18 protein-coding genes are annotated in these 14491 nt (G+C 67.3%); 2 read left to right on the top strand and 16 right to left on the bottom strand.

Annotation, left to right across the window (positions count from 1 at the left end):
• Positions 1-69 precede the first annotated feature (69 nt).
• Positions 70-912, top strand: coding sequence for a sulfide/dihydroorotate dehydrogenase-like FAD/NAD-binding protein (locus tag HMPREF2826_RS01675; RefSeq protein ID WP_070638640.1), 843 nt, complete (start codon positions 70-72; stop codon positions 910-912).
• Entirely contained in the window at positions 900-2309 is a 1410-nt protein-coding gene (gltA, locus tag HMPREF2826_RS01670) for an NADPH-dependent glutamate synthase (RefSeq protein ID WP_070638637.1), read from the top strand. The genes HMPREF2826_RS01675 and gltA overlap by 13 nt, the downstream gene beginning before the upstream one ends.
• 83 nt (positions 2310-2392) lie before the next feature.
• On the opposite strand, the gene pyrE is transcribed toward gltA, so the two are convergent.
• From pyrE to HMPREF2826_RS01590, 16 genes are all read right to left on the bottom strand, one after another.
• The gene (pyrE, locus tag HMPREF2826_RS01665; RefSeq protein WP_070638634.1) at positions 2393-3031 is read right to left on the bottom strand and encodes an orotate phosphoribosyltransferase; all 639 of its coding nucleotides are present in this window, start codon (positions 3029-3031) and stop codon (positions 2393-2395) included.
• A 61-nt stretch (positions 3032-3092) separates the two neighbouring features.
• Positions 3093-4163, bottom strand: a complete 1071-nt coding sequence (locus tag HMPREF2826_RS01660; protein WP_070638631.1) for a glycosyltransferase family 2 protein — start codon at positions 4161-4163, stop codon at positions 3093-3095.
• A 235-nt stretch (positions 4164-4398) separates the two neighbouring features.
• Complete coding sequence (locus tag HMPREF2826_RS01655; protein ID WP_083307170.1) at positions 4399-5172, bottom strand: hypothetical protein; 774 nt, start codon at positions 5170-5172, stop codon at positions 4399-4401.
• A gap of 69 nt (positions 5173-5241) precedes the next feature.
• Positions 5242-6069 carry a tRNA pseudouridine(38-40) synthase TruA gene (gene truA / locus HMPREF2826_RS01650; protein ID WP_246824640.1) on the bottom strand — a complete coding sequence of 276 codons (828 nt, stop codon included), beginning with the start codon at positions 6067-6069 and terminating at the stop codon, positions 5242-5244.
• On the bottom strand, positions 6066-6671 hold the full coding sequence (locus tag HMPREF2826_RS01645) for a GNAT family N-acetyltransferase (RefSeq protein ID WP_070638628.1): 606 nt from the start codon (positions 6669-6671) through the stop codon (positions 6066-6068). The genes truA and HMPREF2826_RS01645 overlap by 4 nt, the downstream gene beginning before the upstream one ends.
• A 140-nt stretch (positions 6672-6811) precedes the next feature.
• Positions 6812-7603, bottom strand: a complete 792-nt coding sequence (locus HMPREF2826_RS01640; protein WP_210388947.1) for an energy-coupling factor transporter transmembrane component T family protein — start codon at positions 7601-7603, stop codon at positions 6812-6814.
• Positions 7590-9134 (bottom strand): ABC transporter ATP-binding protein, encoded by a 1545-nt coding sequence (locus HMPREF2826_RS01635; protein WP_070638623.1) that lies wholly within the window; start codon positions 9132-9134, stop codon positions 7590-7592. The genes HMPREF2826_RS01640 and HMPREF2826_RS01635 overlap by 14 nt, the downstream gene beginning before the upstream one ends.
• Positions 9135-9286: 152 nt before the next feature.
• A complete protein-coding gene (rplQ, locus tag HMPREF2826_RS01630; RefSeq protein ID WP_070638620.1) occupies positions 9287-9814 on the bottom strand; it encodes a 50S ribosomal protein L17 in 528 nt (175 codons plus the stop codon).
• 35 nt (positions 9815-9849) lie between these two features.
• Positions 9850-10791, bottom strand: coding sequence for a DNA-directed RNA polymerase subunit alpha (locus HMPREF2826_RS01625; RefSeq protein WP_070638617.1), 942 nt, complete (start codon positions 10789-10791; stop codon positions 9850-9852).
• A 24-nt stretch (positions 10792-10815) separates the two neighbouring features.
• A complete protein-coding gene (rpsD, locus tag HMPREF2826_RS01620; protein WP_070638614.1) occupies positions 10816-11409 on the bottom strand; it encodes a 30S ribosomal protein S4 in 594 nt (197 codons plus the stop codon).
• 18 nt (positions 11410-11427) lie between these two features.
• Positions 11428-11829 (bottom strand): 30S ribosomal protein S11, encoded by a 402-nt coding sequence (rpsK, locus tag HMPREF2826_RS01615; RefSeq protein ID WP_070638611.1) that lies wholly within the window; start codon positions 11827-11829, stop codon positions 11428-11430.
• Positions 11830-11840: 11 nt separating this feature from the next.
• On the bottom strand, positions 11841-12212 hold the full coding sequence (gene rpsM, locus HMPREF2826_RS01610; RefSeq protein WP_058271088.1) for a 30S ribosomal protein S13: 372 nt from the start codon (positions 12210-12212) through the stop codon (positions 11841-11843).
• A gap of 15 nt (positions 12213-12227) precedes the next feature.
• The gene (gene rpmJ, locus HMPREF2826_RS01605) at positions 12228-12341 is read right to left on the bottom strand and encodes a 50S ribosomal protein L36 (protein ID WP_058271087.1); all 114 of its coding nucleotides are present in this window, start codon (positions 12339-12341) and stop codon (positions 12228-12230) included.
• Between the two features lie 139 nt (positions 12342-12480).
• Complete coding sequence (gene infA, locus HMPREF2826_RS01600) at positions 12481-12699, bottom strand: translation initiation factor IF-1 (protein ID WP_040652360.1); 219 nt, start codon at positions 12697-12699, stop codon at positions 12481-12483.
• A 159-nt stretch (positions 12700-12858) separates the two neighbouring features.
• Positions 12859-13647, bottom strand: coding sequence for a type I methionyl aminopeptidase (map, locus tag HMPREF2826_RS01595; RefSeq protein ID WP_070638609.1), 789 nt, complete (start codon positions 13645-13647; stop codon positions 12859-12861).
• Positions 13644-14270 (bottom strand): adenylate kinase, encoded by a 627-nt coding sequence (locus tag HMPREF2826_RS01590; RefSeq protein WP_070638606.1) that lies wholly within the window; start codon positions 14268-14270, stop codon positions 13644-13646. Before HMPREF2826_RS01590 ends, map begins: the two co-directional genes overlap by 4 nt.
• Positions 14271-14491 lie beyond the last annotated feature (221 nt).

Genomic DNA, 14491 nt, shown 5'->3' with positions numbered 1-14491 from the left:
CCCGCAGGGGCGGGACGCCCCTAAGGGGCAGAAGAGAGAGGAAAGACCGTTGGGAGAGGAGCTAGGGTAATGTACAAAATCCTCGAAAAGACGCAATTCTCCGAGAAGGTGTTCAAGTTTCGCGTCGAGGCGCCGGAGATGGCCAAGCACGCGCACGCAGGCCAGTTCCTCATGATTCGCGCCAACGAGTCGGGTGAGCGCGTCCCCTTCACCTTCGCCGACTGGAGCGTCGACGAAGGCTGGGTCGAGTTCATCTTCATGGTCATCGGCAAGACCACCACGATGCTCGCGGCCATGGAGGTCGGCGACTGTATCCAGGACGTCACGGGCCCGCTGGGGCACCCCACCGAGATGGGTCAGGGCAGGTGGGCCGTCATCGGGGGCGGCGTGGGGCTGGCCATCGCCTTTCCCGTCGCCCGCCAGTTCGTCGCCGCAGGCCGTGAGGTCCACGCCATCATGGGCGCCCGCACCAAGGACCTCCTGCTGCTCGAGGACCAGTTCCGCGAGGTCCTTGACGACGAGCACGTCCACGTCACCACGGACGACGGCTCCTACGGCGAGAAGGGCGTCGTCACCGCCCCGCTCGAGCGCCTGCTGAAGGAGGGCAAGGTCGACCACGTCTTCTGCGTCGGCCCCGTGCCCATGATGAAGTTCTCCGCGCTCACCGCCCAGAAGTACGACATCCCCATCGTCGCGTCGCTCAACCCCATCATGGTCGACGGTACCGGCATGTGCGGCTGCTGCCGCGTAGAGGGGGGTGGCCAGACGAAGTTCGCCTGCGTCGACGGTCCCGACTTTGACGCGACGAAGGTTGACTGGAACGACCTGCGGGCCCGTCAGGCCGCATACCGCACCGAGGAGGGCCAGGCCCTCAAGGCTTACGAGGAGGCGAACTGCGCATGCCAGAGATAAAGGGTCGTTGGGTCGCGGACATGAAGTCGCCGCGCACCGCCGACAACGAGGAGCCCGCCGACGAGCGCGCCCGCGACTTCCGTCCCGTCGACAAGGGCTTCACCGAGGACATGGCCGTGGCCGAGGCCGCGCGCTGCCTCAGGTGCAAGAAGCCCCTCTGCGTCGAGGGCTGCCCCGTCAACATCGACATCCCCGCCTTCATCGAGAAGATCTACGACCGCAAGTTCGGCGAGGGTCTGGACGTCATCCATGAGTCCTCGATGCTTCCCGCCGTCTGCGGGCGCGTCTGCCCCCAGGAGAACCAGTGCGAGGGCGTCTGCGTCCGCGGCAAGAAGGGCGACCCGGTGGCCGTCGGCCAGCTCGAGCGCTTCCTGGGCGACCGGCCCGAGCTTGCCAGCCCCACGAAGGTATCCCCCAAGAACGGCCTGAAGGTCGCCGTCATCGGCTCCGGCCCCTCCGGCATCGCCTGCGCCGGCGAGCTGGCACGCAACGGCTTTGACGTGACCGTGTACGAGGCGTTCTTCACGGGTGGCGGTGTGCTCGTGTACGGCATCCCCGAGTTCCGCCTGCCCAAGGCCGTCGTGAGACGCGAGATCGACGGCCTCAAGGACCTGGGCGTCACGTTTGAGTACAACAGCGTCATGGGACGTTTGGCCAACGCCGACGAGCTGCTGGGCGAGAAGGGCTTCGACGCCATCTACGTGGCGACGGGCGCCGGGCTTCCCAAGTTCCTCAACATCCCCGGCGAGAACCTCCCCAACGTCTTCTTCGCCAACGAGTACCTCACGCGCGTCAACCTCATGAGGGCCAACGAGTTCCCCGCCTATGACACGCCCACCAAGCACGGCAAGAACGTCATCGTCTTTGGCGGCGGCAACGTGGCCATGGACGCCGTGCGCACCGCCAAGCGCCTGGGGGCCGAGCGCGCCATCATCGCCTATCGCCGCACCGAGGACGAGATGCCCGCGCGTCGCGCCGAGCTTCATCACGCCAAGGCGGAGGGCGTCGAGGTCATGCCTCTCGTCTCGCCCCTTGAGTTCTTAGCCGGCGAGGACGGCAACGTCTGCGCGGCCCGCGTCCAGAAGATGGAGCTGGGAGAGCCCGACGAGTCGGGGCGCCGCCGTCCCGTGCCCGTCGAGGGGGCCGTCGAGGAGATCGCCTGCGACGTCGCCATCTCGGCTATCGGCACCAACGCCAACCCGTTTGCCCGGCTCATCGGCGGCATGCAGCTCAACAAGTGGGGTTACATCGACGCCGACGAGGACGGTCGCACCTCCAACCCCCGGATCTGGGCCGGCGGCGACATCGTCACCGGCGCGGCCACGGTCATCCTGGCCATGGGCGCCGGCAAGAAGGCCGCCGCGAGCATGACCAAGGTGCTGCTGGGCCAGGAGTAGCGCCCTCACGCGCGGCAGCGACGCAAGACAGAGCCCCCCGGCATCTCACGTTGCCGGGGGGCTTAGACGTGGCGGCGCATCCCTTAGCGACGTATCCAGCTCTCGTCTGCCGGATCGTCCCTGAAGGCCAGCAGGCGCGGCCTGTCGTCCGCGGCGAGGTAGCCCTCCGCCACTGCCACGTCCACGAGCGTGTCAAGGTCGCAGAGGCTGTGGTTGGTCACCTGGGCCGCCGCGAGACGCTCGGCGGCGCGACGCATGCCGTAGGTGAAGATGCTCACGACGCCCAGCACCTCGGCGCCCGCCGTGCGCAGCGGCTCCACGCAGTCAAGCACGCTGCCGCCCGTGGAGATGAGGTCCTCAACGACCACGACCCTCTCGCCCCGCTCGAGCCGTCCCTCTATCTGGTTCTTACGGCCATGGTCCTTGGCCGACCCGCGCACGTAGCCCATGGGCACGCCCAGGCGGTCGGCGGCGATGGCGGCGTGGGCGATGCCGGCCGTGGAGGTTCCCATGAGCATCTGGAGCGTGGGGTGGCACTCCTTTGCCACCTGCGCGAGCGCCTCGTCGATGAGCGTGCGCACCTCGGGGTGGCTCAGCGTGAGGCGGTTGTCGCAGTAGATGGGGCTCTTGATGCCCGACGCCCAGGTAAACGGCTCGTCGGGACGCAGGAACACCGCCCTCACGGACAGAAGCGCGCGGGCGATGTCTTGGCTTGATGCCATGATGCCTCCTTCGTCGGGACGCGTCGGCGCCGGCCCCGTCCCGAATACCGTCGTGACCTTGCTAGCGCCGCGCCTTGAGCGTGGCGAAGAGCCTGCCGTTATGCCGCTTCACGAACGAGATGAAGGTGCCCTCCTGGTAGCAGAGGCCGGCGTGCCGGGCCTTGATGGGCGCCAGCATCGCCTGCATCATCCTGCTGCGCGGACGCGCCACCTCCACGGCCACCCGCGCCCGCTCGGTGGAGATCATGTTTCTGATCTCTGCGAGCTTCTGGGCGCGCGAGAGCTCGCAGAGAGGGTTGCAGACGTTCTCTATGCAGCCCACCAGACGCTCGATGTAGCGGCGCTGGACCATCTCCATGCTGGCGGCGTCGCCGTCCAGGCCCCAATGCCGATAGAGGTCGAGCATCCACCCGTGCTCCTCCTCGCGCTTCTCGTACATGTCCGGGCGCCAGCGTGCCGTCTCGGACTCCGAGCGCTGCCGGATGAAGTGGTAGAACGGCTGCGACATGACGCCCACCCACTCGACGTCACGGATGAAGTCGAGCACGAAGGGAAAGTCGTCCCAGAAGGTGGCCCTGAAGCGCAGGCCCAGGTCCTCGATGCGCCTGCGAAGGAAGAGCTTGTTCCAGGGCGGATAGAGCTGGTTGTTGTCAAAGAGCCGCCAGGCCGCGCGCCTGAAGTCCGCCTGGGTGGCAAAGACGGCGTCCTCGCAGCTTTTGACCTCGCTGTCGTGCCGGTCGTCGGACCCGAAGTAGGTGTCGATGTAGAACCCGGACACCACCAGCTCGAGGCGGTTGCGCACGCCAAACTCATACATCGTTGCCAGCATCGTGGGCTCGGCCCAGTCGTCGGCGTCAAAGAACATGACGTACGTGCCGGCGGCACGGTCGAGCGCCGCGTTGCGCGCGGCCGGCGCGCCGGCGTTTTCCTGGTGGATGACCGTGATGCGGATGTCGCGCGCGGCGAAGGAGTCGAGGATGGCCCCCGTACGGTCCTGGGACCCGTCGTCCACCGCCAAAAGCTCAAAGTCCTCGAACGTCTGATGCTGGAGGCTCTCGACGGCCCTGCCGACATAGGCGGCGACGTTGTACGCCGGCATGATGACGGATATCTTGGGCTGCGTGGGGGACATGCCGTAACGTCTCCAGACCAAAGGGCCAATACGGGCGCCCGCATTCGCACCGACGACGGGCGTCGGGGGGCACGACGGGCGGCGGTGCCGCCGAGGACATTATCACCTAGACCGGCTCGGACGTTGTGGACGCCCTATGATGAGCGAGCGAATCCAACAAAGTGCACAAGACGCCGGCCCGCGGCCGTTCGTGGCGGCGCCTGCGCTCCCACGGCGAAAAGACGCGCGGCCTGCGTCAGTCGCACGCGACGAGCGTCCCCAGCTGCAGCCCCAGACCCGCGGCGTCAATCCTCGTCAGGGTGGCTCCCGACTCCCCCTCCTCCTGGGTCGTGGGCGCCTCGGCCTGCGAGAGCCTGGAGACGCCTACGGACTGGAGCTGCTCCACCACGCCCAGAAGCTCGCTCGACCCCATGTCCGTCTCCAGCGAGCTGAGCAGCTCCGCGCCTGAGCCCAGCAGCGCCGTCACGCCCGAGCCGCGCAGCCCCCTGAGTCTGTCCCACAGGGAGTCGGCGGCAACGATCACATGGTCGAGACGCACCTGCGTGGCGGCGGCGACAGCCGGCACGAGCGCGGCGGCGCCCCCCTCGTCAAAGCACGATCGGATCGTGGCGTCGGGCGAGGTCGTCAGCGCGGCGTCAAGGGGCAGGGCGGACAGGACCCCGGTGCGACGCGTGGCGTCAAGGGACAGGATCTGCACCTTCTGGAGCGCGGGCGCGGATGACGAGACGTCGTCGACGGTGACCAGCAGCAGGTTCGTGAAGGAGTCCGAGGAGGCCATGACGCCCTCGGCCGAGACGGGCTCCACCTCCTGGGTCCCGATGGAGCTTATGAGCCCGTCGTCTCCCGACCTGCCGTGCGCGCGGGCGCACCGCCACAGCAGCACGAGGGTCGCCGCCAGCGCCACGGCGACCACGACAAGTATGGCCACCGCGACGCGGTTGCGCTGCGGGCCCAGGTCGAGAACGTCACTGCGCTCAAAGCTCTGCCGTTGTCGTCTCGTCAGCCCCATGCGTCTGTCCCCTCCTCATCGCCGGTCGCGTCCCGACCCGGCCGCCGCGTCCCGACCCGGCCGCCATCCTCAGTCCCACGGCAGCAGGACCCCCGCGGGATAGTCGACGCCCTCAAGGCACAGCCCGCGCGCCGGCGCCGTGGGACCCGCCGCACGACGGTCGCAGGCGTCGAGCGCGGCGCGGACCCACGAGACGTCACGTCTGCCGCTGCCGACCTCCACGAGGCTGCCGACCACGATGCGCACCATGTTATGCAGGAAGGCGTTGCCGCCCACCTCGACCGTCACGAGCGGCTCGCCCGCCTCGTTGTCCTGCGACACCCGAACCATCTGGACGTTCCTGCACGTCGAGCGTCCGTCATGCCGGATGAGCTGGGCCGAGGAGGCCTTGCAGAAGCTCGCGAAGTCGTGCTCTCCCACCAGGCAGCGCGCCGCCCGGTCCATCGCCGCCACGTCCAGCCGGGGCTGGGAGCGAAGCCACCAGGCGTGATCCCAGGCCATGACGGGACGCGCGGCGCCGCAGGCGATGCGGTAGCGATAGTGACGGCTCGTGGCGTCAAAGCGGGCGGAGAAGCCCACCTCGGCACGATAGAGGGCGCGGACCGACAGGTCGTCAGGCGTGAGCGCCACGAGCGAGGCATGCATGCGCCTGCCGCTGAGCTGGCACTCGGAGCCCTTGAGGGGCAGGCTGACGTACTGGCCCAGGGCGTGGACGCCCGCGTCGGTGCGACCGGCGGCGTCAAGCTCCACCTCGCGTCGCAGGACGACCTCAAGGGCCCGACGCAGCTCCCCCAGCACGGTGCGCCGTCCCGGCTGCTCCGCCATGCCCGAGAAGCCCTCCCCTCGGTACCCCACCATGATCACGAGCGTGGAGCGCCGCGCCGCCGCATCCGTCACAGGCTCACCCCCGCCGCCTGCCACTCCCCTGCCGTCAGCTCGTCGCAGCGACGCGGGGGCGCGGGCCTCGCCCCATGGTCCCCGAGGGGCTTTCCCATCCAGACCATGTCATACCAGCGGCCAAACTTGTGACCGCTGTCATGGAAGGTTCCCACGAGCCCATAGCCCTGCCGCTCGTGAAAGCGGAGGCTGGCATTGGTCAGATACTCGTCCTCCACAGGCGCATAACCTATGCAGGCGTTGAGGTCGAGGATGCCTCGCAGGCGCGACGTCTCCTCCAGGGCCCGGTAGAGACGGCCCCCCAGACCTTGGCCTCGCTCCTCGCAAGCAAGGTAGATGGTGGTCTCGGCCGACCACCCATAGGCGGAGCGCCCCACGAAGGGGCCCGTGCAGGCATAGCCCAGGACGCGTCCCGCGCGCGTTGCCACCAGATAGGGGTGACCCAAGGCGCAGGTCCGCTCCATCCGCGCGCGAAACGCCTCCGTCGAGGGAGTCTCCCACTCAAAGCTGACGGCCGTGCGCTCGACATAGGGGGCGTAGACCGCGCGACAGGCTGCCGCGTCATGCGGCGTCGCCCTGCGTATGGTCACCTCGTCCGCCATCCATCCTCCCCGTCCGTCCGCCGCGAGGCGGGCAATCCTCGTGCCTGCTAGTGTAGCGTCATTGTGCCCGACTGAGACGCCTGGGGCCAGACGGACGCAAGACGCGCCCGCGCCCGCCGTCAAAACCGCCCGGGCGCCCCCTACATGAGGACGACCAGCACGGGCGCGGCCACGCTCGCCAGCATGACCACGAGGTCGCGAACCGCAAGGCAAGGCGGGGCCATGAGCGTTCCCCCTCCCGTGAAGCCGCGGTCGCGCATGGCCTCCGCCAGCTGGTCGGACCGTCCGAACAGGGATGCCACCAACGGCACCAGCACCGCCGCGTACGACCTGAGCCGTCGTGACACACGTCGGTCGTCGAAGCGCGCCCCGCGCGCGATCTGGGCAAGGCGTATGCGGTCGAACTCCTCGATGACCTCCGGGATGAAGCGCAGGGCTATCGACACGGTGGTGGTCACGGCGCCCACGGGCACGCCCCATGAGAGCAGCGGCCTCAGTGCCCATCCCAGGGCGCGGCCAAGCTGGGGAGAGGTCGTGGTGGCGCTCACGAGCGAGACCCACGTCACCAGCAGGCAGATGCGCAGCATGGCCTGCGCGCCCGCCCGCGCGCCCGCCACGCGCACGCCGCAGGTGCCCAGGATCCTGAGGTCGTAGCTGCCGTCCACGACCAACGCGTGGCCCAGCATGACCAGCACGAGCACCAGCAGGGCCGGCCCCAGGGCGCGCAGGGCCGCGCGGGGGGGCACGCGGCAGCTGGCGACGCCGGCAAGGGCGAGCGCCCCCAACAGGCCCAGCGCGGCGTCCCTTGAGGCCAGCAGCGTCGCCAGGCTCAGCGAGACGAGCGCGAGCAGCTTGGCGCGGGCGTCCACCTCATGAAGCCAGCAGGGGTTCCTCAGATGGGACCCCAGGAAGAACGACCTAGTCAGTCCCATCATCAACCTCCGCCTTCTCTAGGTCGCAAGGAAGGTCAAGTCCCGCAGCGGCGGCGAGGGCGGGGTCCCTGACAAGCTCCTCGGGCGGGCCCGACCACACCACCGTGCCCGCGCTCAACACACAGACCGTCGCGGCGCGGGTCAACCACTCCGCCACCTCGTGCGTTATCACGACGACGGCGGCGCCGCGACGAGCCAGCAGGCTCGCCAGGTCCATGACGGCCCGCGCGGCATGACCGTCAAGTCCCGCCGTGGGCTCGTCGAGCACGTAGGCGTCAGGCCTTAGGGCCACGATGCCCGCAAGCGCCGCCCGCCGCGCCTCACCGCCCGAGAGCAGGAGGGGGGACCTGTCCCAGAGCTCCTCCGCGACGCCAAGGTCCCTCAGGGCCAAGACGGCTCGCCGATGCGCCTCGTCCTGTCCCACGCCGCGATTGAGGGGGCCGTACATGACGTCCTGCCTGACGCTGTCGGCAAAGAGCTGGTCTGCGGGCCTCTGGAAGGCAAGGCCCACGTCACTCGGACGAACGTGCCTTCCCGCCAGGCGCACCGACCCCTCGTCAGGCTTTGCCAGTCCCGCCGCCACGAGGGCACAGGTGGTCTTGCCGGCGCCCGACGGGCCCACGAGCAGCGTGACGCGCCCGCGCCGGGCCGTGAGCTCAACGTCGCGAAGAACGGGCGCCGAGGGCGGACGGCGCGACTCGTCGTACCAAAGGCTCACGTGCCGCAGCTCCAGGCCCTGACCAGACGCCCGCTCGCCAACAGGCCCTGACGATGTGCGCGGCGGGTCGTCCACGGGCCGCCTCAGAAAGTACGCCGAGAGCGGCGCCTCATCGGCGAGCAGACGCGCCCGCAGGCCCACGAGGCCGGCGAGCTCACGCGCCCGCGCGCCGCGCTCGGAGAAGAGCTCGTCGGGCGTGCCCTCCCACGCGAGCGCGCCTTCCTCCAGCACAAGCACCCGATGCGCCCCGAGGACCTCCTCGGGCCGGTGCGTGACCTCAAGGATGCCCATGCCCCGCGCACAAAGCGCGTCCAAGACGCCGCGGAGCTGCCGACGCGCACGAAGGTCGAGCTGCGCCGTGACCTCGTCCGCGACGAGAAGCGACGGGCCCATCGCAAGCGCCCCCGCCAGGGCGACGAGCTGCTGCTGCCCGCCGGAGAGCTCGCCGACGGACCGCTTTGCCAAGTCCCCTGCACCCACGGCCTCAAGTGACGCCGTCACGCGCCGTCGTACCTCGTCTTCGGCAAGGCCCAGGTTCATGGGACCAAAGGCGACGTCGTCCCACACGCGCGAGCTCACGAACGACGCCGTGGGGTCCTGCCGCACCAGGCAGGCGCGCACTCCCTTTGCGAAGGCGACGGTTCCCGCCTGGGGCGTCAAGGAGCCACTCGCCAGCCGCGCCAGCGTTGACTTGCCCGATCCGCTGCGACCCACCACCACGACGCGCCGGCCGGCCGAAAGCCGCAGCGACAGGTCCCTGACCGTCCAGGCGCCAGCACCGAGGCGGACAAAGACGTGCTCCATGTGCAGCATGGCCCGCTCCCCTCGTCCGGATGGCCTGGCCCGGCGCGCCAAAGCGACACTATGCCGCGCCGTAGCGCCCCGCAAACAAACGCGACCGACATACGAGGGGAGGCCCGCAGCGCGAGCCTCCCCGACACGTCATGCACGCGAACGAACCGAACCTACTCGGCGTCCTCGGCCTTGGGCTCGGCGTCCTCGGCCTCGGCAGGCGCCTCCTGTGGCGCCTCGACAGGCTCCTGCGCGGCCTCGGCGGGCGCCTCCTGTGGCGCCTCGGCGACCTTTTCGACCTTCTTGACGGAGGTCGTGGCGGCGGCCTTGGGCTGGACCGCCTCGGTCACGAGCTCGATGATGACGACCTTGGCGGCGTCGCCCTTGCGGGGACCGAGCTTCATGATGCGCGTGTAGCCGCCGTCACGGTCGGCCCACAGGCCCTGTGCGGCCTTCTCAAAGACCTCGCGCACGATCTCCTTGTCGCCAACCTTGGCGATGGCAAGGCGACGGGAGTGGAGGTCGCCCCTCTTGGCCCAGGTGATGACGCGGTCCACGTCGGGACGGATGGCCTTGGCGCGCGACTCGAGCGTCTTGATGCGGTCATGGGCCAGAAGCGACGCGACGAGGCTCTTCTTCATTGCCTTGGTATGGCTCGCGTCGGTGCCGAGCTTCATACCCCTCTTCTTGTTGTGTCTCATGGTCTAGCTACTCCTCAGTTAGCGAGCGACGCGCCTTAGGCCTTGAGGCCAAGGCCCATCTCCTCGAGCTTGTCCTTGACTTCCTCGATGGACTTGACGCCAAAGTTGCGAATGTTGAGCAGGTCGTTCTCAGAGAACTCGACAAGCTGGCGCACCGAGTGGATGTTGGCGCGCTTGAGGCAGTTGTAGGAGCGGACCGAAAGGGCCAGATCCTCAATCTGCTTGTCAAGCTCGGTGTTGTCCTCCTCGACGTCGTCCGCGAAGATGGATGCGTCCTCCTGGGGCTCCTCCTCGGCCGTGAGGCTCATGAAGGCGCTCATGTGCTGGTTGATGATGTTGGCCGCCTCGACGACGGCATCGCGCGGCGAGATTGAGCCGTTGGTCTCGACCTCAAGGACCAAACGGTCGTAGTCGTTGCGCTGGCCGACGCGGCAGGCCTCGACGAGCTTGGCGCAGCGACGGACGGGCGAGTAGAGCGAGTCGACGCACACGTAGCCGATGGGGTCGTTCTTGCCCTCGTTGTCGGTGCCGGCCACGTAGCCGCGGCCCGTGCCGACGTGCATCTGCATGGAGAGGTGCGCGCCCTCGCCCAGCGTGCAGATGACATGGTCCTTGTTCACGAGCTCAAACTGCGACGGAATCTTGAAGTCGCCGCCCGTGACGGTGCAGGGACCCTCGACGTTGATCGTCGCGGTGCCGCTCGCGGCCGTGCCGTTGCCCTTGAAGACCAGGCCCTTGACGTTCAGGACGATGTCGGTGACGTCCTCGTAGATGCCCTCGACCGTATCGAACTCCTTCTGGACGCCGTCGATCTTGATGGCCTCGACAGCGGCCCCCTCGAGGGAGGAGAGCAGGACGCGGCGCAGCGAGTTGCCCAGCGTCTCGCCGTAGCCGCGCTCGAGGGGCTCGGCGGTGATGCGGGCGAGGTCGCTGTGAATCTCCTCGACCTTGACATCCGGACGGATGAATTCTGACATAGCAAATCCTCCTGCAATCGACGCTTACTTGGAGTAGAGCTCGACGATCAGCTGCGCGTCAATGTCAAGGTCGATCTGGTTGCGAACGGGAACCTGAAGCACGGTGCCCTGGAGCTTCTCGATGTCAACCTCAAGCCAAGCGGGAACGGCCTTGCCGTTGGAGGCGACGATGGCCTCCTTGATGGGGAGAAGGTCCTTGGCCTTGTTGGAGATGGCGACCAGGTCGCCGGCCTTCACCTGGTAGGAGGGGATATCCACGCGCCTGCCGTTCACGGTGATGTGACCATGACGGACGGTCTGGCGGGCCTCCTTGCGGGTGCGGGCAAAGCCAAGACGAAAGACGACGTTGTCGAGACGGCTCTCGAGCAGGCTCATCAGGTTGTCGCCCGTGATGCCCTCGGTCTTCATGGCCTTCTGGTAATAGCTGCGGAACTGCTTCTCGAGCACGCCGTAGATGAACTTGGCCTTCTGCTTCTCACGCAGCTGGACGCCGTACTCGCTCTCCTGGCGGCGACGGCGGCGGGGCTGGCGCTTGGATTCCTTGTTGATGCCCATGACGACGGGATCGATGCCAAGCTGGCGGCACCTCTTGAGGACAGGGGTCCTATCAACTGCCATTTCTACTGTCCTTCCTTGCTACACCCGACGACGCTTGCACGGGCGGCAACCGTTGTGCGGAATGGGGGTCTTGTCCTGGATGCCCGACACCTCGAGACCGGCGGCCTGGAGGGAGCGAATGGCGGTCTCACGACCGGAGCCGGGCCCCTTCACGAACACGGCCACCCTGCGAAGGCCATGCTCCATGGCGGCCTTGGCGCACGCCTCGGCAGCGATCTGCGCGGCGAAGGGCGTGGACTTGCGGGAGCCCTTGAAGCCCACGGTGCCGCCGGACTGCCAGGCGATGACGTTGCCCTGGGGGTCGGTGATGGAGATGATCGTGTTGTTGAACGTGCTCTTGATGTGGGCCTGGCCCACGGCGATGTTCTTGCGCTCGGCGCGACGAACGCGCGTCGTGTGCTGGTTCTTCTTCTGCGGCATTGTCTACTCTCCTACGCCTTCTTCTTTGCACCGATCTGACGCCTCTTGCCCTTGCGGGTGCGAGCGTTGGTGTGGGTGCGCTGACCGTGGACAGGAAGACCCTTGCGATGACGAAGGCCGCGGTAGCAGCCGATCTCCATCAGGCGCGCGACGTTCTGGCGAACCTCGCGACGCAGGTCACCCTCCGTGGTGAAGGTGGCGCCAATGAAGTCGCGAATCTTGGTGATCTCGTCCTCGGTCAGATCCTTGACGCGCGTGTCGGGGTCGATGCCGCACTCGGCGCAGATCCTCTTGGCGCTGGTCGCGCCGATGCCGTACAGATAGGTAAGTCCGACCTCAGTGCGCTTGTCGCGCGGAAGGTCGACACCGTTGATACGTGCCAACTTCGAGCTCCTCTCTTAGCCCTGACGCTGCTTGTGGCGAGGGTTATCACAAATTACGTAGACCTTGCCATGGCGACGGATGATCTTGCACTTGTCGCACATCTTCTTAACCGAAGGACGTACCTTCATTGTGCTTTCCTTCCGGTAGTTCCTTGCTCGTACTGAAACCTCACCGGCAGCATCAGGTGGAGCTGACCTGCCTTATCGAAACGCCCAGCCGCAGGCGTGGATATCTGTCGTGATGCCGCGCACCCCTCGGGGCCGCCCGCTATTTGTAGCGATAGGTGATGCGACCCCTCGTGAGGTCATAGGGAGAAATCTCGACCACCACGCGGTCACCGGGAAGGATGCGAATGTAGTTCATGCGAATCTTGCCCGAGATCGTGCAAAGGATGGTCTTGCCATTTTCAAGTTCCACGTTGAACATGGCGTTGGGGAGAGGCTCGATGACCTTGCCCTCCAGCTCGATTCCGTCCTGTTTAGCCACCGTACCTACTTTCTCTCGCTAGTCACAGCGACCATATATCATACATAAAGACGCGCGGGACGTCCCCCTGCCGCAGAGAATTTCATATTCCCTGCAGAGGGGGACGTCCGTCCGCGCCCGTCACCTGCCTCAAGGAGAGGTCCCTCCCCTGAAAGGCGCCTACTTCTGACCGCTCTGCATGGGCAGCCAGGGTCCGTCCTCGTCCTGGGTGAGGATGACGGGGCCGTCCTCGGTGATGGCGATGGTGTTCTCGTAATGGGCCGCGGCCTTGCCGTCATCCGTGACGACGGTCCAGCCGTTGCCAAGCGTATGGTTTTCGTGGGTCCCCAGCGTGATCATGGGCTCGATGGCAATGACCATGCCCGCCTGAAGCCTGACGCCGCGACCCTTCTTGCCAAAGTTCGGCACGTTGGGGTCCTCGTGCATCACGTGGCCCACGCCGTGGCCCACGTACTCCCTGACGACGCCGTAACCGTGCGCCTCGGCGAGCTGCTGGACGGCATGCCCGATGTCACCCAGGTGGTTGCCGGGGACGGCCTGCTCGATGCCCGCCTTCAGGCAGTCGCGGGTGACCTCGCAGAGGCCCCTGACCGCGTCGGAGGGGGTGCCCACGAAGAAGGTCCAGGCGTTGTCGCCCACCCAGCCCCCAAAGGTGGCGCCCGTGTCGATGGAGATGACGTCACCGTCGTTGAGGAAGACCTCCGAGGACGGGATGCCGTGGACGATCTGCTCGTTGAGCGAGGCGCAGATGCTGCCCGGGAAGCCGCCGTAGCCCTTGAAGGTGGGAATGGCGCCGTGCAGGCGAATGAAGCTTTCCACGGCGACGTCGATCTCCTTGGTGGAGACACCGGGACGAACCATGGAGCCGGCGAGGCGCAGGGCCTGCTTGGACAGCGACCCCGCCTGCTTCATCTCTTCGATTTCCGCCGCTGATTTGATGTGAATCATAGACCGAGCGAAGACGTGACGTCGGCATAGACCTCGCCGACGGGACGGTCTCCGTCAACCTCCTTCAGTATTCCGTGCCCTCGATAGTATTCGATGAGGGGTGCCGTCTGATTCTTGTAGGTCTCGAGGCGCCGCGCAATGGTCTCGGGCCTATCGTCATCGCGCTGATACATCTTCCCGCCGCAGCGGGGGCAGGCCGTGACGCCCTCCGTCGCGGTGTACCCGCAGTCATGGCAGGTGCGTCGCGAGCTCAGGCGATTGACGATGACCTCGGGCCTGACGTCCACCAGAAGCGCCGCGTCCAGGCCCATGTCGAGCTTCGCCAGCTCGACGTCCAGGGCGTCCGCCTGCTCGGTGTTGCGGGGGAAGCCGTCAAGGACGAAGCCCCTCTGGGCGTCATCCTGCTGAAGGCGCTCCGTGACCAGGCCGATGACGAGCTCGTCAGGAACGAGCTTGCCGGCGTCCATGTAGCCTTTTGCCTGGACGCCCAGCGCGCTCTGCGCCTTGACGGCCGCACGCAGGAGGTCCCCCGTCGAAATATGGGCGACGCCGTAGTCCTCGACCAGCTTCTGCGCCTGGGTTCCCTTGCCCGCGCCCGGTGCTCCTAGAAGTACGATTCTCATGCTTCTCTTCCTTCCCGAGACCTCAAGAGGCTTAACGCGTCGCGCACCGATGTCCCTGGCGCGAGCGCGGGCCGCGGCGAGGCCAAGGCACGCGGCACGGTCAGGGAGAGGCACGTACGTATACGTAAGTGTACTTGCTTGACGGGCGTCATGCCGGCGAGGAGGCCCAGGGGCCTGCGAGCGGGCACGGCCAAGGCCAGCGCCCCGCAGGCGAGCGGGAC

Source organism: Olsenella sp. HMSC062G07 (assembly GCF_001811895.1).
In the GTDB taxonomy this organism is placed as follows: domain Bacteria; phylum Actinomycetota; class Coriobacteriia; order Coriobacteriales; family Atopobiaceae; genus Olsenella_F; species Olsenella_F massiliensis.
This window is presented reverse-complemented; position numbering and strand designations above follow the sequence as displayed.